Consider the following 18,980-nt stretch of genomic DNA (forward strand, 5'->3'; position numbering starts at 1 on the left):
CTGTCTTGCTTGCTCACATCTCTTCAAGCGTCACCCAGCGCCGTTCTGTTACCGAACGTTCTACTGCTTCCAGTACAGCCTGACACGCGACCCCATCGTGGAAACTCGGTGATGGTTGGCGTCCTTCAGAGATCGCTGTCACCAGCTCCAGCATTTCATGGGTGAACGTGTGCTCGAATCCAATCGTATGTCCAGCAGGCCACCAGGCTTCAGCATATTTATGTGCCGGATCGGTCGCCAGTACACGGCGGAATCCCTGTACGTCCTCTTCATCCTTTGTGAAATACACTTCCAGTTCATTCATCCGTTCAAAATCAAATCGTACACTGCCGAGACTGCCGTTAATCTCAAACGAGTTTGTACTCCGATGCCCCGCTGCAAAACGTGTAGCCTCGAAGCTGCCCAGCGCCCCTCCTGCGAATCGCGCCAGGAACAACGTCGCATCATCGACGGTCACTTCTCCTTTCGGTGCATCCGCATTCGAACTGCCCTTTGCACTCAGACCGGTCATCTCAGCTGCAAGCGGTCGTTCTTTGATGAAGGTTTCGCTCATGCCGATGACTTCCTGGAATTCACCAACGAGGAAACGAGCCAGGTCGATTAAGTGTGCACCCAGATCCCCGTGGGAACCGGAGCCAGCCACTTCTTTTTGCAAACGCCATACCAGCGGGAACGAAGGATCCATGATCCAGTCCTGCAAGAAAAAAGCACGGAAATGATAGATTTTACCCAGTCGTCCGCTCTCCACCAGATCCTTCGCTAATTGCACCGCTGGTGAGAAACGGTAGTTGAACCCGACCATATGTGCGACTCCAGCATCCTCAGCTGCCTGAAGCATCTCACGCGAATCCGCAAGTGACAGGGCCAGTGGTTTCTCACAAAACAGATGTTTTCCCTGACGGGCTGCTTCCAACGCAATTTCCTTATGGGCATCACTTGGCGCGTTAATATCAATCAGATCAATATCATCCCGCTTCACCAGTTCGCGCCAATCCGTTACACTTTCGGACCAACCGAACTGATTCGCTGCCTCCTGCACTCCCTGCTCGTTACGTCCACAGATCACAGACATCTCAGGCTGCAACGGAGCAGACGGGAAAAACATCGGCAGACTGCGATAGGCATTACTGTGAGCCTTCCCCATAAACTTGTATCCAACCATTCCGACACGAAGACGATTTGACATGATCATTTCCTCCTTTGGAATAATAAAAAGTCTTTCAATATGTGTACCAATTAACTATTGACGGATAGAAGAAGCACGGATGATCAGTTCGGTTGGCAACAACGCTCTCGCAGATTCGGTTACCGCTACAACAGAGTTATTCGCTTTATGTGTATCACCCACAGACCCATGCATAAGCTTCGATACTGCAAGTTCACCCATCTCAAAAAATGGAACCCTGACGCTGCTCAGCGGCGGAACCGCCATCTCGGCGGCATCGGAGTCGTCATAACCCACAAATGCCGGAAAATCCGCAGGCCCTATTCCCCGCTCACGCAAACCATGCATGACACCAATAGCCATCCGGTCATTGGCCGCAAATACAGCATCAATCTCATGTAGGCGATCTGCTACAATCGTTGCCGCCTCAATGCCACTTCTTCTACTATAATTCCCTTTAAGCAATAGACTCGGCTCCAGCTCCATACCTGCTTCTTGCAGGCCAAGACGAACGCCTTCCATTCGCTCCTGGCTGTTGGAATAGCTGTCTGGACCATTGAGAAAAGCGATTTTGCGATACCCCTGATCCGTAAGATGACGTATGGCAAGTCTGCTTCCTTCCACATGATCCGCATCCACTTCCGTGAATGATTGGCCTTCAAAATGCTGATTCATGACACAGAATGGGTGTCCTTCCTGATGAAGTTGCTGCATGGCCGCCAGTTCTTCATGATCATCTCTGGCACCAAGGATAATGCAGGCGTCCACTTTCTGACGCCGGAACAGATCCGTATAATTCATCACTTCACCGGGTGTTCGGAACATAACCAACAGGTCCATGCTATTGTCTCTGGCTTTGCTTCCAATCCCACTCAGCATTTCCGAGAAAAAATACGCCGAGAACAGATGCGCCTTCGGAACATAGGGTAATACCACCCCAAGGTTCCCGCTTTTACTTCTGGCAAAACTGCGAGCAAGAGCGCTGGGCACATAGCCTAACTGTTCGGAAGCTTCAAGAACCTTGCGGCGTGTCTCTTCTTTAATAGGACCTACCCCGTTAAGCACCCGGGAGACCGTCGCCTCGGAAACACCCGCAAGATCAGCCACTTCTTTACGAGATGCCATGAATTTCACCCCCTTCTAGCTCATCAATAAATCAAATAGTAATTAAAAATCGATATTTATGTACGCGCGTACATTTTCTCATGCCATGTAACCGTTGTCAATGCTTTTAACACAAAAAAATAATGAGGGTTTGGGTTAATCCAAGCCCTCATTATTATCTTGCCAGAGATGGTACTTTCATTAACTTCATGCTCTGTAATCTTAGGAGTTCAAGTTTTACTTATCAAACTTAAATACAACCTTAAATACAACGATTTCAGTTGATCCTGTTTGTTCAATTATGGGAGTGCAGCTCACAACGTCGTTGTAACGCCAAGATCAACGGAGGATTGACTAAACTCAGCCTGCTCCATTGTTTTCGCATGACTCGGAATGCGATCCGAGGGTTCTGGCGTGGATTGGAGCTGTCTTACTTTATGCAGCACTTCTTTGTTGGGCAGGAAGTGTTGGGAACGAATAAACCGAATTGTTTTGGTTTTGGCACGCATAACTATCGAATCCGTCTCGGCACGATCATCCGCAAGATATCGTACCCCTCCCAAAATCTCACCTGGCGTCACACCCGTTGCGGCAAAAATGACATCCTCTGTGCCGATCATATCCTGCATCGTTAACACTTTGTAGGGGTTATCGATCCCCATCTGCAAGCAGCGCTGGAATTCGTCTGCGTTGGCAGGCATCAGACGACCTTGGATCTCACCCCCAAGGCAAGATAGCGCTGCGGCAGCCAGCACACCTTCTGGCGCTCCTCCAGATCCGACATACAGATCAATGCCCGCCTCCGGGAAGGCCGGTGCCATCGCACCCGCAACATCACCGTCACTGAGAAACTTGATCCGTACGCCAACCTTTCGTAGCGTCTTGATGGTACTCTCGTGTCGCACACGATCCAGAATCATCACAGTGAGGTCCGAGATGTTTTTGTTCAATGCGGCAGCGGCTTTCTCCAGTGTGACTTCAACCGGGTCTTCAATGCTGACCTTGCCTACAAGCGCAGGCCCTACCGCCAGTTTCTCCATATACATGTCCGGTGCGTGGAGCAGGTTACCTTTTCCCGCCACTGCAATAACCGATAGAGCGTTGTTTAGTCCTTTGGCCACGATTTCTGTACCTTCGAGCGGGTCTACAGCCACGTCAACCTCAGGGCCCTCAGCGTTGCCTACTTCCTCGCCGATGTACAACATGGGTGCTTCATCCATTTCTCCTTCACCGATTACCACCGTGCCGCGAATGGACACGGAATCGAACATGGCGCGCATGGCCAAAGTAGCCGCTTCATCTGCACTGTTCTTGTCGCCTCGTCCCATCCAGGGTGCTGAAGCTAACGCAGCCAATTCTGTTACTCTGACAATTTCCAACGCCAGTTCGCGTTCCATTTTTCCCACTTCCTTTCCAATTTCCAAAAGCATAACGTGAAAGCGGTACTAAATCCATCGCAAATCCATATGAAATTGATCTATAATCGGCGTAGTAGCGCCTTTTTAACGATTTATACCTTATTTATCCAATTAATATATTGATCGATTTCGCTCCTTTTTTCGGCTGGTTTTAAGAGTCCAATCCACCTGATTTCTCACTTGAAATATTAATTTTAATTTCCATTTTCCGCTCTAAAACTAAATAATTCAACATGGTGGATTAACACGTCCGTTTCATGCGCAAAAAGTTCTTTTAACATGAGGTATATACAACTTATGTACTGATTATTAAGAACGTAACGCTATCTAACAAACTACGAACGAAAACGATTTTCGGCTGACTGTCCAAACGTAGAAATAAACTAATAAAATGTATTGATGATCCTTGAGATCAGCCTATTACCTTCACGATTATTGAGCAAAATTATACTGCTAATTATGTATTAATCAGGCCTTTAACTTTTGCTAAAGCCATAGATGCAGCTTATGAAGGTCATCGAAAATAATAAGTTTACATAATATTTATTATGTATTAAACTTCGTCAATTTCTTCATTTTATGATTCAACGGTTCTGGCAAAACATAAAAAAGCTCAAAAGAATTCTGCTCAATAGCATTTTTCTCCCAAGCTTTTCCCTCGATGATCCCGTTACAGTATCGTTTTGGTCATTATAAAATCAATCTGTTCCTCATCTCCCATGTAAAAAGCATGAGCTCCTGTCTGTACAAACCCCATCTTTTCATAAAATGCGATGGCATTTTCATTTTTCTCCCACACGCCTAACCAAATATTCGTTTTGTGTTGTTCTGTTGCCATCTCTATGGCTTTATGGAGCAGTACCTTACCTAGGCCATGTTTTTGGAACTCTTTTTTGATGTACACCCGCTCGATCTCAAAGGATTCCAAGCCCATCTTCTCAGACTGAGCATCATTGATATTCACTTTCATGTACCCTGCCACTTTATGGTTGACATAAATAAAAAGAAATTGTGAATCCGCCACGGACAGTTCCGTTTCTAATTGCTCCCGATTAAACGCCTTTTCCAGATAAGCTTTCATATTTTCGGGTGAATTTTGCCCTTTAAACGTTTCATTAAACGTCTCATAACTAATCTCCTGCAGTTCACATACATGTTCAATGGTACATATCTCTATACGAATCGTCATCTATATTCACATTCCTTTAACAAGTTAATCGTTTGTTGCAAATGCACTAAAAAAGGGTTACATTAAATTTAGCTCAATTTTGTTGTATTTGCAACATAATATCAAAAAAGAGGTTGAATGAATTTGAAATATGTACTTTTTGTCGCAGGTATTCTCATCTTAACACTTGGCATTTCCCTTACCATCCAATCTGAACTGGGCACCTCACCGTTTGATGCGCTTCTGGTAGGGCTGTCACATCATGTAGGGCTTAGTGTAGGAAGCTGGGAGGTCATCATTGCTTTCCTATTAATTGGATGTAATTCGCTTTTGAAGCAGCAAAAACCCGAGTTCCTGGGTCTCGTCACTGCATTCATTACTGGTGTGGGGATTGATATCTGGCTTATGTATCTGATTCCTTGATCACACCCGAAGTTTGGTACAGCAAATTAATGACTTTTGTCATTGGTTTAGTGATCATAAGTATCGGCACGGCGATTCATTTACAGACCAATTTTGCACCCATTCCGATTGACCGTTTAACATTAATCTTGCATGAAATCACTCGAACTCCCTTATTTGTATCGAGAACATTCATTTACCTTGTATTTTTAATTCTGGCGTTTCTGCTCAGTGAGCCAATCGGGCTTGGAACGTTGATAACCGTATGTTGTGCAGGTGTACTTCTTCAATTCATCATGGGCCATACGAAAAGGATAATAGATCGCATATTAACAGATATGGATACATCGTCACATACTACAAGTGATAAAGAACATTCAGTCTAATCGGTGTACACCTTCTACACCATAAAAAGGCTGGATCAGAGGTTCAATCCCTGATCCAGCCCATTAAACGTGCTATCTACCTTTACGGCTCAATTCCCCATACCAGCTGACCGTTCACATACCCGGTAACCTTATCATGGTTCGCGAACTGACTACCGATTGCCTTGAACGAGTAATCGTTAGTCTGAGTGTAATTCGACCAATTGTTTTTGGAAAAGCGTGTTTGAATCTCTGCGCTCTGGCCCGCATTCAGTGATCCCGCCGCACTTGTAAAACCCACTTCAAGATAATGATCCGCTCCGGCAACTGGAGTCGCCAGTTTAACGAAATTGCTCGTTACATTCGCACTGCCCATACTGGCCCAGTCGGACCAGAAACTCTGAGCTTCCTCCCCGTCAATTGTATAGTAATACCGGAGTTTTACATCACTTAACGGAATAGCCGAATTGCCTGAGTTGATCAATTTGAACTTGGGTGAGACGCCGTTGGTGGATGCACTTGTATTGCCGTTAAAAGATTGAATCGTTAAATCCCCCGCTGGCACAGTAACCGTGCTATCTACGACGTTCACCGTTAGCACAGCGTCATTTCCTCCATTGAAGTGACAGGTCAATACGTTCTGGCCCAGGGGAAGCGTCGCAAGATAGGATTTGTTCAGAACAACAGCAGAGCTGGATGCTGTATAATTCTGACCTGATACAAGCGTAACATCCCCCTTTGTGATGCTTGTGAGCTGACGGCCGTTTAAGGTGAGAGATACGGTAATATCCTGCGCGGGATTCGTCGCTTTATCAAATGTTGCATTCACAGGAGAAATCACAGCATTTGTACCCGGTGTTGAATCCACAATTTTGACTTTTAACACAGGGTCCTGGCCTTGATTAAAATCCAGAACAATCGAATGCTCACCAACTGGCAGGGTTGCCAGATAAGCTTTTTTCAACAGCAATGTGCTTCCGTTCAAAATATAGTCTGTCGTTGCGGTCAACGCATTGCTGCCTGCCCGGAGAGCAGTTAGCGTATTGCCGTTTGCATTCACGGTTACGGTTTTATCGCTTTGATTGGGTGTGTATTTGTCAAATTCGACGTTTCCAGGTGTGATGGATGCACTGGGATTGGGATTGTTAACCTTTAGATTTGGCAACTCATCCAACGTAATGACATAATCACTTTGATAAAGCGTTTTCAATGTTGCCGGGTAATTAAAAGCAGAACTCATCAGATGCTCGCCATACCAAGGACAGAAGTACAGCCATCCTGATTTCTCCTCTGTAAGATTTTTCACACTTGGAATCGTGTCGTTCTCCGTCATGGCTACCATTTTCGTACCGTTCGTCAACTCAACAAGCTTATAGAAAATCGAGGTAATCGCATCTTCATTCGGTACGCCGGATAAACCGTCATAACGGTTGTAGATCGTATTGTATTTATCATATCCGACGAGATCTACCTGATCATCGCCCGGATACCAGGCAGGAGAAGTGCTGTATACGTAGCTGTTGTAGGTCCAGATCAGATTGTGCAAGCCATACGTCTCGGTCAGTTCGGTATACAGCAGATCCCATAGCTCTTTGTACACTTCTGCACCTGCCGAAGCCCACCAGAACCATGCACCTTCCCCGTTCAGCCCGCCGTTACCTTCTGCTTCATGATACGGACGGAAAAGCACTGGCACATCGTTATCTTGCAAAGTCAGCAATTGTTCTGCCAGATCCTCGATGGTCATCATCACGTATTGATACTCTTTGGTACCGGGAATTACCGCATTGGCTGTATTAAAATTCGTTTCTGTTGGCTTGTAGGTCGCCTCTTTCCAATCCACAAAGTCCCCAAGCTCATACGTATTGAAATTACGAGGTACATTGATATGCCAGGAAGCTGTTGCAATACCTTCACGGTTATTCACCCAATCAATCATGCGATCGGTTGTACCGTCCTCCCAACCATACAACGGATTATAATTCATCAGATCAAAGCCACGGATAGCCGGATACTTTCCGGTAAGATCATGAATCCACTCGAATTCAAGCTCTGTATCTCCGTCATTCCCTCCTCCGTAGATCTCTTGCTGACCAGAAATAATGTTGTTTCCGTATACCTCCGTTAAATAATTCATCAAAATTTGAGTTTCCGGTGTAGCTTCAGGATCAGTGAGAACTGGCTGCACATTCAGGGGATCCAGATCAGCATGATCCACTGTAAAAGTATCAAAATACGCGAAGCCCCAGCCAGCCTTCAGTTCAATCGTGTTGGCACCCTGATTCAGCTTGTGAAAGCCAAAATCGAAGTCTGACCATGTTGTCGTGTAAGGTAGCATGAACGCCCCTTTCGTAACACCATTCACGATTAAATTTTGTGACCTGCCATCTGCACTGAGCTCCTGCATATATCGTGTGGAGATCGCGTACATGCCGGTTTCCGGGACAGTCACTGTGAAGGTTAATGTGCCAGAGTTCTGCATCCAGACAAATCCAGCCCCTGAGAATCCGGGCTTGGGTTGCCCATAGATTGAAGTAACCACTTGAAGATCCGGGGTCAGCTGCGCATTTTCGCTTTCGATGGTGAACAATGGTGTGTCTGCATGAACGGGCGCTGTCATTAATCCAAGCAGTAGGGCCAATGCCAGCATCATTGCGGTTGCCTTTTTGAGCAAATTTTTCATCAATTCCATCTTCCTTCCCAAGTGAAATATGATAATGAAATGTCAATGAACCCATTCATGATGGCGCTTTCATTTTAAACATAGCATGTGCATCAATTTTTGTAAATATATGGTGAATGAGAATGTTTGAAATTCTTTTGTACCAGTACTTTGAACATTATATTTCCTTTCTCTCATCCGAATTGATAATTGACGAAAACGGTTCATAATCTAATCAATTTAGCGTATGAAACTTCATCTCACATTAGATGTGTACTTGAAAGAAAAACTGATAAACAACAAAAAAAGCATTCCTATTCGGATGCTTTTTCACGTATGTTTCTTCAATTGCCCTTACTTATGTCTACGTCCTGCGTGCCGCCTCAACTTACGGTTTCCTCGGCAGACGTTTCTTTTACCACACAGCGTTCCCCTGCCTTGCGTACCGCCCGAATAATGCCACCGTAGCCGGTACAACGACACAGATTCCCACACAATCCCGTTTCAATCTGTTCTTGAGAAGGCTCAGGATGTGCATCCAGTAATGCCTTGGTTGAGATCACCATGCCCGGAGTACAGTAACCACACTGGAAGCCACCTTCCTCCACAAAAGCCTGTTGAATCGGATGCAGAGTGCCTTTCTCCTCGCCGTGCAGACCTTCAATCGTCATAATGTCACTGCCTTCACATTGATAAGCCATGACAAGACAGGAATTCACGGGTTCTCCATCCATCAGAACCATACATGCGCCGCAGCGACCAACTTCGCAGGATACTTTGGTACCCGTTAGTTGCAAATGAGTCCGAAGCACATCGACAAGTCGGGTCGTTTGCGCGATCTCCAGATGTTTCTGTTCGCCATTCACAACGGCTGTCCAGTGATTCTCAAGTGGTTTACTCATGATGGACTCACTCCTTCCTGCAAAGGTACATTTAAAGGTCTAACCAGTTGTTCCTTCGGTACAGGAAGACGGTTAACCCATACGCCTGTCGCCTGATGAATTGCGGCTGTAATGGCCGGCGCAAGTGCTACGGAACCAATTTCACCGATCCCCCTAGGGCCAAATGAATCCCCTTCGGGCAAGTCTTCAATAGCCTCAACCTCCAGATTGGTATGAATATCCTGAATGGTTGGGATCAGATACGTGTCGAGGTTCGTGGTTACATAACGGCTGTCCTGCATGACCGCATCCTCCGTTAACGTGAATCCAAGCGCCATGACACTGCCACCTTCAATCTGTCCGATATAACCCATAGGGTTGATAACCGGGCCTGCCGCTACAACATGGCGTGTATCAAGTAGCTTGGTTTCGCCGGTTAATGTATTTACTTCCACCTCTGCTGCAACCGCCGCATACGTATACAAATAATGCCCGCCTACCATGTTGTCTGGCGTAGTTGGGTAATCAAACTTTGTATCAAAAATCCATTCATCGGCTTCGCCCTGCGTTGCGAGTTCGGCATACGAGATCAATAAGCCTGATTCTGATTCTACTTCTGAAGTTTCGGCAGGAAGCTGGCCTTTGCGCCATACACCACCAGGTCCTGTTACCAGTTCATCTGCCGGAACGCCTGACAAGGCAGAGGCAACAGTGAGAACACGGGAACGAAATGGAGTCTGCAAGCGTTGAAGAGCCATCCAGGCCATCGTTGTTGAACGTGAAGCTGTGCTTGATCCGCTGTGTGGCACACGATCCGTATCGCCGATAATAATACTGAGATCCAATGTACTGCATTGGAATAGATCACATAACATAATTTCCAGCGTTGCAATGAGCCCCTGACCAAATTCCTCGTAGCTGAATGCCACCTCAATCTTGCCTTCGTTATTCAGGGACAGGCGGCCTCCCGCAGGGTCTGGAATGCCATAACCCAGCCCTGCACCGTGCATGGCGATGGCTGCTCCGACTCCGCGTTTGATCCACGGTGGCAGGGCAGGATGTGCCGGGGGACTCTGATGTTTTTGCCACAGTTCGGAGCGATCCAATGCCTCCCATACTTGGGACAGTCCATCCGTAACCAGAATGCGTTGATTCAGTGGTCCAGGATCATTTTTTTCCCTCATATTACGTCTGCGGAACTCCCAAGGGTCCATGTTCATGATTGCTGCAAGCCGATCCATCTGGCCTTCCATGGCAAAAATCGCCTGGTTCCCGCCAAATCCACGAAACTCACCTGACAGCCCGTTATTCGTATATACAGATACACCTTCCACATCCACATTTGGAATAGCGTACGGTCCAAGGCAATGCTCGGTACAGAAGTTCAGCACCGGTGCACCAAGCGTGGCATACGCTCCGGTATCTGCTGTAATACGTACACGATGCGCTTGTATGATGCCTTCTCGACTCATGCCAGTTTGCATTTCAATCTTCATTGGGTGCCGTTTCAACCCTGCACGCACGGATTCTTTACGTGAATTATGCATTTTCACAGGACGTCCGCATCTCAAGGCCAGCAATGCACCATAGGGCTGTACGTTTAGTTCATCTTTTCCGCCAAACGAACCACCAATCGGTGAAGACACCACCCGGATATCTTCTTCAGGACAACCAATGATGCGCGCAAGCTGCATCCGGTCTTTATAACCATGTTGCGTTGCCGCGTATACATTCAGCCTTCCCTCTTCATCCGGGACAAACAGGCCACCTTCTGTCTCCATGTACGCATGCATCTGGCGAGGCGTATAATACGTCTCTGTCACGATATGATCACAAGTGGCAAAAGCTTGCTCGGCGTCTCCACGTTTGATCTCCGTCCGATGCAGCACATTACCTGGTCCATGCTCATGCAGCTCTGGTGCACCTGGAGCCAAGGCAGCGTCTGTACTATTCAGAGGTGTGAGTTCCTCATACACTACACGGATCGCATCCAGTGCAAGCGCCGCACGTTCCGGGGAATCCGCAGCAACCGCTGCAATGGCGTCACCGACATAACGTACAATATCCTCGCAGAACACAGGCTGATCCGGGGTCGCTATGCCAAAACGATTCAGACCAGGCACATCTTTGGAGGTCAGCACCGCATAGACACCTTCCAACGCCTCAGCTTCCGAAGTATCTATAGACAGTATACGAGCATGAGGATATTCGCTTCGTAATACTCTGCCATGAATCATGTCAGGTAGCGTCATATCCGTCAGATATTGAAGCTGGCCTGTTACTTTGGGTGCCCCATCTGGCCGCAGGTGCCAGCGTTTCCCGCTCTGTTGCCGATTCAGCAGCATGATGCCTCTCCTCCTTTGCTTGATCGAAGTCTTCTATTCGTGAAGTGCTTCCCATAACCCGGCACCAAGCATGTTGCCAGCAGTCTGTTTGCGATAATGTTCCGTTGCAAATGCATCGCCATACGTCGTAAATTCGTCAGTCACAGCAGCTGCAAGAGTCGCCGCTTGCATAACAGTAGCTTCGCTACCAAGAAGCTGTCGTTCCGAATCCAGAAGTCGCATCGCCATGCCTGAGCCTCCACCAGCCGCAATCGCAATCTTGGTCCAGCGGTTATCCAAATCAATCTCACCGTATAACGCAACCGTCACCAGCGAAGCACTGAACGTCTCCCGTCGACCCAGCTTGCGGTAAAAGGAAACTTCTCGTGCAGCAGGTCTGTGCTCACTGTTCACATCGAACATAGATGACGGTCTTATCGGGATATGAATGGAAATCAACACATCACCTGGATTACGGCTGCCATCCCGTCCACCCTGCAGCCAGGAAGACACACTGCGGATCTCAATGCCGCTGTCTGTCAACCAGTGCAGCTCCGCATCATATACAAGCAAAGCAGGCAGCGTATCCCCTACTCCGGACACAATATTCCCGCCAATGGTTGCCACATTTCGAATGGAAGGAGCAGCAATTGCATTCACCGCTTCTTGCAGGATCGGCAGTTGATGCAGCAACGCTTGTGCAGCACATTCCTTTAATCTGGTCATCGCGCCAATGACCATCTCATCTCCACGAATAGATATACCGCTCATTCCTGGAATACAACCCAGACTAATCATGTGTTCAGGCACTGGAACCAAGCCACCCTCCCACTGGGTTCGTAGCAATGTTCCACCTGCCGAGAAACAACATATCCCCTTGAGTCTACTTCTCAACGTTTGCAGTTCTTGCAGGTTCTCAGGCTGCCATACCGATGGCATGGCTCCAGAACCGTATGCCGCTGTTACCATCGCTGCATCCCCTTTCTCTCTCTTCCTTGAGCAGGAAATTCAACCGTCTGATCCAAATAATTCTTCAAATCATATGAGAGTTCAGCAGCAACGTCAATTACCTTTACATCGTTTTGGATAAATGTATAAAACCTGCGTTTTATTTGTGCCTGATGCATCACGATCTATCAAAAGCTAACATGAAGTCTTTTCACCATACGTGAAAAGAAGACAAACAGGCCAACCAGACTGCCTGGCTGACCTGATCATGTAATTAAATTATACATAGTTAATAATCTTCTCCTGTTATTTAGTCTGTCTGCTGTGATTCATATACATGACTCAGAATGCGTTCCAATTCCGGTTCTGTATCCGCATCCCAGAAACTAGTCTCAGACAGTGGTACATGTACACCTGAATAGTTAGCGCTGCGCATAATCTTGCGTGCCCCCTCATCTCCATGCAAGGACAACAGAGGACCGAACATATGGGAGCGAAAAGCAACGGGCGGCTTGCCTCCCTCACCGTCGGTAGCTGCGACATAGTCACATAACTTGTGGGTAGCCAGTTCTGTAGTCACCCGATTAATATCCTGCGTTTTTAATAAAGGCTGATCACCCAGTAACATGAGAATGCCCTCCGGTTTGTACTGCATGGCCGACAATACGCCAGAATGAAGAGAATTGGCCATGCCGCAGGCATAGTCAGCACAGACCACAATTCGAAGTCTCGCTGTGGGATGGTAGGCATACGTAGCAGAATCAAACCATTTTACAGGTAGCCATGCCAGCGAATCTTCCGGTTTGACCACACAGACCACTTGATCTAGCTCCGAATTCAACGCAGCTTCCAATGACCATGCAGCCAGTGACCTTCCGTCAGGCATGACAACCGAGAGTTTATCCCGACCAAGGCGACGACTCTTACCTGCTGCCAGAACTATGCCCGTCATTCGCATGTGCAACGCTCCCCCTCTGCACCTCAGAACTCAAGGAAGAAACCTTATGTTTACATGCGATCAATTCCGCTGCAATGCTGATGGCGATCTGTTCGGGACCGTCTGCTCCGATGCTCAAACCAACGGGAGAATGCACATATTTCAACGGTGGTAAGCCATCCAGCAGACGGGCTGTTCGTGTTTTGGAACCCATGATGCCAAGATACGCGTACTCACAGTCCACTACCATCTCCAACAGTTCACGTTCGCGGGGAAAATTGTGACTCATTAAAATCAAATAATCTCCGTTGTTTACGTTTAACTGAGGCATGATCTCACATGGGAAACCAAGTATAAGTTCAGTTTCTGGGAACCTTTCCGAGGTGCATAAGGACTCTCGCCAATCGGCTACGACTACTCGGAATCCTGCGGATTGGGCGAGTCTGGCAACAGGAATAACATCATTCCCAGCTCCGATGATAATCAGGCGAGGTTTAGGCGTGTACAGCGAAGTAAGTTGCTGCGGGAGGTCCCAGGGATTCGTTGAAACCGTGTTGTTTGTCGCTATTTCAGCATCAGACTCAGAGATATGTTGTGAATCACCGGATAGATGGGAAGAGTGAGATTCGTTTGACGTAGCAGTTACCACTTCAGGCACAAGCGTAAGGCGAGGTATGTCGGGAGAATATTGTTTTGATGCCGTATGTTCATGCTTGATATTACCACTGCTGTGTTGTACATCAACCTGCAATGAAGCTGGATTATTGTTCGTCACGCGATCATGAGGTGGGACGAGCGAAGGACGCAAGATTGGCTGGCGCCGGGGACCCGTTGGTTCAATCCGTCTCCAGCCATATCGAACCCTTGTGTAACCATCTTGGAACGTTCGGGTTAACGCTGTTGCAGCGCCGGATTGAAAACACTCGTGCATCTTCTGCAACGTATATCGGAGTTCACCACACACGGGTTCAAGCAACACAACAACGAGTCCGCCGCAGCCAATCGTCTCCCCCCAGGACAGATCATCCTCGGGACGCATGTCGTATTCCGCGAATTCCATCTGCTTCGTATCCAGCACATGGCTCACCCGGGCCTGAAGATCACTCTCCAGACATCCCGGACTGATACTGCCAACCATTTTGCCATCCTCAGTCAACAGCATAGAGACTCCCTGCTTACGGTAAGCATGACCCTCTACCTTAATCGCTGTTGCGAGCACGCAGCGCGGTTCACGGGCTGCGATTGCACACAGATCATGCATTTCCATAGTGGTCTCCATCCTTTCTGGAATTGCATAAACTTCCTTCGATCAGATACGTTTCATCAATCTCGCGATACTCTTATCCGACTCACGCAGCACAATGCCACGATCGATCGTCTGGATCTTACGATTCTTGAGGACAATGCTGCCATCGATAATCACGGTGTCCACACAGCTACGTGTTGCGGAATACACTACGCGGGAATAGACATCCGTCTCATAGGAAGGGTACGTGTGGAAATCATCCAGATCTAGCAACAGCATATCTGCCTTTTTGCCCACTTCGAGACTGCCGATTTCCTTCGACAAGCCAAGCACCTCTGCACCACCCATAGTAGCCATGCGCAATACCGTCCGTGCATCCATCACCGTTGGGCCATGAGGGATCTTCTGCATCAGGGCCGTGAGGCGCATCTCCTGAAACATATCCAGATTGTTGTTGCATGCGGCACCATCTGCCCCAATCCCAACCGCGATCTGACGATTAAGCAGATCTGGAATATCCGCTACCCCGGAGGAAAGTTTCATATTTGATCCAGGACAGTGAGTGACTTTGACACCGCGCTTGCGGATGATCTCTTTCTCTTCCTCACTTAGCCATACACAGTGTGCCAGTACCAATCTGGGGGTCGCCAGACCGATATGATCGAGGTATACGATGTTACGCATTCCGCGTTCGTGTTCTACCAGTTCAATCTCTCCGCGATTCTCGGAGGCATGGGTGTGGACTTTGACATGATATTTATTCGACAGGTCGCGCACCTCTACCAGCAATTCTTCGGTACACGATACAACGAAGCGTGGACAGAAAGCATACTGAATGCGACCTCCGCCAAACCCGTTCCATTTCTCCAGCAGATCCACACTCTGTTGTAGCGAAGTTGCTGTATCCTCACGCAGGGGTTCCGGAACCTCGTCCCCATGATCCATCATCACTTTGCCAGAGATGACCCGGATGCCGCTCTGTGCCATCGCCTGAAACGCCGAGTCCGTGTGATGTACCGTCTCCATATCCAGAATGGTCGTGGTTCCGCTGGAGATCAATTCGCCGAGTCCAAGCATTGCCGAATAATACACGGACTCCTCATCATGTGCTGCTTCCAGCGGCCAGATTCGTTGACGGAGCCAATCCATCAGTTCCAGATCGTCCGCACGTCCACGGAACAAGGTCTGACACAGATGAATATGCGTCTGAATGAAACCAGGCAGCAGCACTTTGCCACGAGCATCAATGACTTGGTCAGCCTGAACGTCGATGTGCGCTGCAATTTCCTTGATTTTGTTATCCTCGATCAACAGATCTCCGATGAACACTTCCTCTTCTGCATTCATCGTCACAAGCTGTGCACCTTTCAGCAGGATCGTTCCCATGCCAATCTCCCCTATCTGTGTCTGTCTATATAGTACAACTCATACATATTTACACTCTCACTCCAATGACAGACTAACCTTCCGATCGCTGTTATCGTGTATATATCTAGTTGAACTTATAAGTGTTCATTTAGCTGTTACCATCCTATTGCCATACCATCGCCTCTAGGGTCTGCTGCGCCGCTAATCATGCCGTCCTCACGAATGACAATGCCTTGCGACTGTCCCATAATGCCGTCCCACGGTGCTCTCGCTTCAACGTTATGTCCCCATTGGGCAAGCGTTGCACATACGTCATCGTGATATCGGTTCTCCACACGCATCGTATCGCCTTCTTCGCCCCAGGTACGCCCATACACCCAACGCGGCAGGCTGATTGCTTCCTGGATGTTCAGCCCGTAATCAAGCACTCCGGTAAGCACCGATAATTGTGTCTGCGGCTGGCCTTCTCCTCCCTGTGTACCCACGAGCATATATGGTTTGCCATCTCGTGTAACAAGGCCCGGCATGAGGGTATGGAATGAGCGTTTGTTCGGTTCCAGTACGTTGGCATCCCTCGGATCTAAGGAGAAAAACGACCCCCGGTTCTGCATGATAACTCCCGTATCCCCCGGAACATACGCTGCACCGAAGTCAAAATACAGGCTTTGAATGAACGAAACGGCATTGCCTTCGCTATCAACAACGGCTGCATACGCCGTGTCCTGACCTATTGTTTTGGACAAAAACGGTTGTGCCACAGGTGGAGCAGACTGAATCTCATTCCACAGTTGGTCTCCATAACCCTTGGATAACAGATGATCCAGCGGAATATCCCTGAAATCCGGGTCTGTCAGATAACGATCACGATCACGAAACGCCTTTTTCACCACTTCCGCCATCAGATGATAGAATTCCGGTGAGGTACGTGCTACAGAGGACAGATCCGTATGCTCCAGCATATTTAACATCATCAGCATCGAGAATCCCTGCGAGTTGGGCGGCATCTGATGAACTTCATAGCCACGATACCCCGTACTGACCGGTTTCACCCACTCGCCACGATGGCCTGCAAAGTCTGCTGGGGCAAGCATGCCCCCATCCTCACGAATAGCTGAAGTCAGACGATCCGCGAGTTCTCCTGTATAAAAAGTATCTCGCCCTTCCGTCTGAATCAGACGAATGGAGGCAGCAAGATCAGGCTGGATCAGCAGTTCACCTTCCTGCAAAAGTGTACCCAAAGGCGCAAATACCGCTCGCAGCGGTGTATGGCCCATAATGAAATCTTCATCCCTTTCCATCCACAGGCGGAGATTACGGGATACAGGGCATCCTTTTTCCGCATACTGCGCGGCAGGTTCAAGCAACTGCTCCCACGGTAACTTACCGTACCGGGACCAGACTTCCCACCAGGCATCCACCATTCCCGGAACCGTAATGGCACTAAGCACTCCGCGCTGAGGGATGGCATTCATGCCCATCGCTTTGAACGTATCCGCATGAATGCCTGCGGCTGAGCGGCCACTTCCGTTATAGGCGGTAATCTCACCGCTGGCTCCATCATGAATCAGGAAGAAGGCATCCCCTCCAAGTCCGGTCATATGCGGATATACCACACCCAGAGCTGCACTGACCGCAACAGCAGCATCATAAGCATTCCCGCCCTGCTGGAGGATAGAACTTCCAACTGCACTCGCCAGATAATGAGGAGTAGTAACCATGACCTCCCTGGAGATTGGCATCTGGTTTAACATAAGGCACCCTCCTTCCCTGCATACACATCCAATGCGGCCTGCACTGCTTCACCGGCAGGTAGTACATGACGATGACGTAATAGAACAGCTTCCAGCGCTCCCAGCACATGAAGTACGTTCTTGCGTTGGCAGCTGAATCCCATTGTACCGATCCGCCAGATTTGCCCTTTCAACGGTCCAAATGAACTGGCAATCTCAATGCTGAAATCGTTCAGCAACATGCTGCGCACCGACTCACCATCAATCCCCTCCGGAATGGTGATACAGGTGACTACCGGAAGTTTGCTTGACATATCCCCATACAACTGTAGTCCCATTCCTTGAATTCCAGCGACCAACGCACGTTCATTCACCAGATGTCTCTGGAACCTTGCCTCCAATCCTTCTTGCAGCAGAATACGTAATCCTTCGTGAAGACCGTAGAGCATGGAGGTAGCTTCTGTATGGTGGTTCAACCGTGCTGAACTCCAGTAATCCTGCAATTGGCTCAGGTCAAAATAATTGCTGGCAATCGTGCGGCCTTCTGCCCTCGCACTGGTTGCATCTCGCAGTCCGCGTTCAACTGTTTTGCGGCTCATCAGTTTCTGCTCCACTCGACTGTTGTATGTGAGAGGTGCCATCCCTGAAGGAACAGACAGGCATTTCTGCGTACCACCCATTACCGCATCCAGATGCCACGCATCCGTCTCCACCGGAGTCCCACCAATGGTAGCCACAGCATCCACAACGAGTAAAATATCAAGATCACGACAGGCTTTGCCAATCTCGGCAAGGGGCTGCATCTGTCCGGTGGAAGTCTCACCGTGAACCATCGCAACCAGACTTGGTTTATGGGTATGGATCGCCTTGATCACCTCTTCCGGATCAAATACCGTTCCCCATTCCTTTTCAAAAAAGACAACCTCTGCACCGCAACGTTCCGAGATTTCAACCAGCAGATGTCCGAATCGCCCGTAGATCGGAACGAGAACTTTGTCACCGGGCTGAATTAGGCTGACCAACACAGCTTCTATCCCTGAACGGGATGTACCATCAACTGGATAACACCACTCGTTATCTGTCATATACAGCTCTCGCAGCATCGCCATTGTCTCGTTCATCAAGGATGTGAACTCCGGGTCAAACTGCCCCAGGATCGGAAAAGATAATGCTCTTAGCACACGCGGATCAACCTCAACGGGTCCCGGGGTCATAATGGTCCGCAAGGACGGAGATAACTCTTTATAGTTGGACATCTGCAT

General features: G+C 48.4%; 13 protein-coding genes and 1 pseudogene. 1 reads left to right on the plus strand and 13 read right to left on the minus strand.

Going from position 1 to position 18,980, the window contains the following annotated elements; translation table 11 throughout:
• Window positions 1–13: 13 nt before the first annotated feature.
• From C161_RS26040 to C161_RS26055, 4 genes are all read right to left on the minus strand, one after another.
• Window positions 14–1,186 carry a Gfo/Idh/MocA family protein gene (locus C161_RS26040; RefSeq protein ID WP_036613779.1) on the minus strand — a complete coding sequence of 391 codons (1,173 nt, stop codon included), beginning with the start codon at window positions 1,184–1,186 and terminating at the stop codon, window positions 14–16.
• A gap of 54 nt (window positions 1,187–1,240) precedes the next feature.
• Window positions 1,241–2,290, minus strand: coding sequence for a LacI family DNA-binding transcriptional regulator (locus C161_RS26045; RefSeq protein WP_036673753.1), 1,050 nt, complete (start codon window positions 2,288–2,290; stop codon window positions 1,241–1,243).
• A 293-nt stretch (window positions 2,291–2,583) separates the two neighbouring features.
• Entirely contained in the window at window positions 2,584–3,666 is a 1,083-nt protein-coding gene (glpX, locus tag C161_RS26050) for a class II fructose-bisphosphatase (protein WP_036613775.1), read from the minus strand.
• A gap of 691 nt (window positions 3,667–4,357) precedes the next feature.
• A complete protein-coding gene (locus tag C161_RS26055) occupies window positions 4,358–4,876 on the minus strand; it encodes a GNAT family N-acetyltransferase (RefSeq protein WP_036673754.1) in 519 nt (172 codons plus the stop codon).
• Window positions 4,877–4,999: 123 nt separating this feature from the next.
• Between C161_RS26055 and C161_RS26060 the strand changes: the two are divergent.
• Window positions 5,000–5,643 (plus strand): annotated as a pseudogene (locus tag C161_RS26060) (YczE/YyaS/YitT family protein).
• Window positions 5,644–5,725: 82 nt separating this feature from the next.
• Here the strand turns inward: C161_RS26060 and C161_RS26065 are convergent.
• The 9 genes from C161_RS26065 to C161_RS26110 form a co-directional block, all read right to left on the minus strand.
• Window positions 5,726–8,305, minus strand: coding sequence for a glycosyl hydrolase (locus C161_RS26065; RefSeq protein WP_036673755.1), 2,580 nt, complete (start codon window positions 8,303–8,305; stop codon window positions 5,726–5,728).
• A gap of 362 nt (window positions 8,306–8,667) precedes the next feature.
• The gene (locus C161_RS26070; RefSeq protein ID WP_036673756.1) at window positions 8,668–9,186 is read right to left on the minus strand and encodes a (2Fe-2S)-binding protein; all 519 of its coding nucleotides are present in this window, start codon (window positions 9,184–9,186) and stop codon (window positions 8,668–8,670) included.
• Window positions 9,183–11,510, minus strand: coding sequence for a xanthine dehydrogenase subunit D (gene pucD, locus C161_RS26075; RefSeq protein WP_036673758.1), 2,328 nt, complete (start codon window positions 11,508–11,510; stop codon window positions 9,183–9,185). Before pucD ends, C161_RS26070 begins: the two co-directional genes overlap by 4 nt.
• A 33-nt stretch (window positions 11,511–11,543) precedes the next feature.
• Window positions 11,544–12,458, minus strand: coding sequence for an FAD binding domain-containing protein (locus tag C161_RS26080; RefSeq protein WP_036673759.1), 915 nt, complete (start codon window positions 12,456–12,458; stop codon window positions 11,544–11,546).
• A gap of 289 nt (window positions 12,459–12,747) precedes the next feature.
• Window positions 12,748–13,395: a nucleotidyltransferase family protein gene (locus C161_RS26085; RefSeq protein ID WP_051449951.1), complete on the minus strand. Its 648-nt coding sequence runs from the start codon at window positions 13,393–13,395 to the stop codon at window positions 12,748–12,750.
• Window positions 13,361–14,653, minus strand: a complete 1,293-nt coding sequence (locus tag C161_RS31725) for an XdhC family protein (RefSeq protein WP_235193940.1) — start codon at window positions 14,651–14,653, stop codon at window positions 13,361–13,363. The genes C161_RS26085 and C161_RS31725 overlap by 35 nt, the downstream gene beginning before the upstream one ends.
• A gap of 30 nt (window positions 14,654–14,683) precedes the next feature.
• Window positions 14,684–16,006 (minus strand): 5'-deoxyadenosine deaminase, encoded by a 1,323-nt coding sequence (locus C161_RS26100; protein WP_036613764.1) that lies wholly within the window; start codon window positions 16,004–16,006, stop codon window positions 14,684–14,686.
• Window positions 16,007–16,143: 137 nt separating this feature from the next.
• Window positions 16,144–17,739 (minus strand): gamma-glutamyltransferase, encoded by a 1,596-nt coding sequence (ggt, locus tag C161_RS26105; RefSeq protein WP_036673760.1) that lies wholly within the window; start codon window positions 17,737–17,739, stop codon window positions 16,144–16,146.
• On the minus strand, window positions 17,733–18,974 hold the full coding sequence (locus tag C161_RS26110) for a pyridoxal-phosphate-dependent aminotransferase family protein (RefSeq protein WP_036673761.1): 1,242 nt from the start codon (window positions 18,972–18,974) through the stop codon (window positions 17,733–17,735). Before C161_RS26110 ends, ggt begins: the two co-directional genes overlap by 7 nt.
• Window positions 18,975–18,980: the final 6 nt, after the last annotated feature.

This window comes from Paenibacillus sp. FSL R5-192, from assembly GCF_000517845.1.
Classification (GTDB): Bacteria; Bacillota; Bacilli; order Paenibacillales; family Paenibacillaceae; genus Paenibacillus; species Paenibacillus amylolyticus.

Excerpts from the sequence above, each read along its gene's own strand:
- C161_RS26040 (WP_036613779.1), bottom strand. The coding sequence starts at position 1,186 with ATGTCAAATCGTCTTCGTGTCGGAATGGTTGGATACAAGTTTATGGGG.
- C161_RS26045 (WP_036673753.1), bottom strand. The coding sequence starts at position 2,290 with ATGGCATCTCGTAAAGAAGTGGCTGATCTTGCGGGTGTTTCCGAGGCG.
- glpX (WP_036613775.1), bottom strand. The coding sequence starts at position 3,666 with ATGGAACGCGAACTGGCGTTGGAAATTGTCAGAGTAACAGAATTGGCT.
- C161_RS26055 (WP_036673754.1), bottom strand. The coding sequence starts at position 4,876 with ATGACGATTCGTATAGAGATATGTACCATTGAACATGTATGTGAACTG.
- C161_RS26065 (WP_036673755.1), bottom strand. The coding sequence starts at position 8,305 with ATGAAAAATTTGCTCAAAAAGGCAACCGCAATGATGCTGGCATTGGCC.
- C161_RS26070 (WP_036673756.1), bottom strand. The coding sequence starts at position 9,186 with ATGAGTAAACCACTTGAGAATCACTGGACAGCCGTTGTGAATGGCGAA.
- pucD (WP_036673758.1), bottom strand. The coding sequence starts at position 11,510 with ATGCTGCTGAATCGGCAACAGAGCGGGAAACGCTGGCACCTGCGGCCA.
- C161_RS26080 (WP_036673759.1), bottom strand. The coding sequence starts at position 12,458 with ATGGTAACAGCGGCATACGGTTCTGGAGCCATGCCATCGGTATGGCAG.
- C161_RS26085 (WP_051449951.1), bottom strand. The coding sequence starts at position 13,395 with ATGCGAATGACGGGCATAGTTCTGGCAGCAGGTAAGAGTCGTCGCCTT.
- C161_RS31725 (WP_235193940.1), bottom strand. The coding sequence starts at position 14,653 with ATGGAGACCACTATGGAAATGCATGATCTGTGTGCAATCGCAGCCCGT.
- C161_RS26100 (WP_036613764.1), bottom strand. The coding sequence starts at position 16,006 with ATGGGAACGATCCTGCTGAAAGGTGCACAGCTTGTGACGATGAATGCA.
- ggt (WP_036673760.1), bottom strand. The coding sequence starts at position 17,739 with ATGTTAAACCAGATGCCAATCTCCAGGGAGGTCATGGTTACTACTCCT.
- C161_RS26110 (WP_036673761.1), bottom strand. The coding sequence starts at position 18,974 with ATGTCCAACTATAAAGAGTTATCTCCGTCCTTGCGGACCATTATGACC.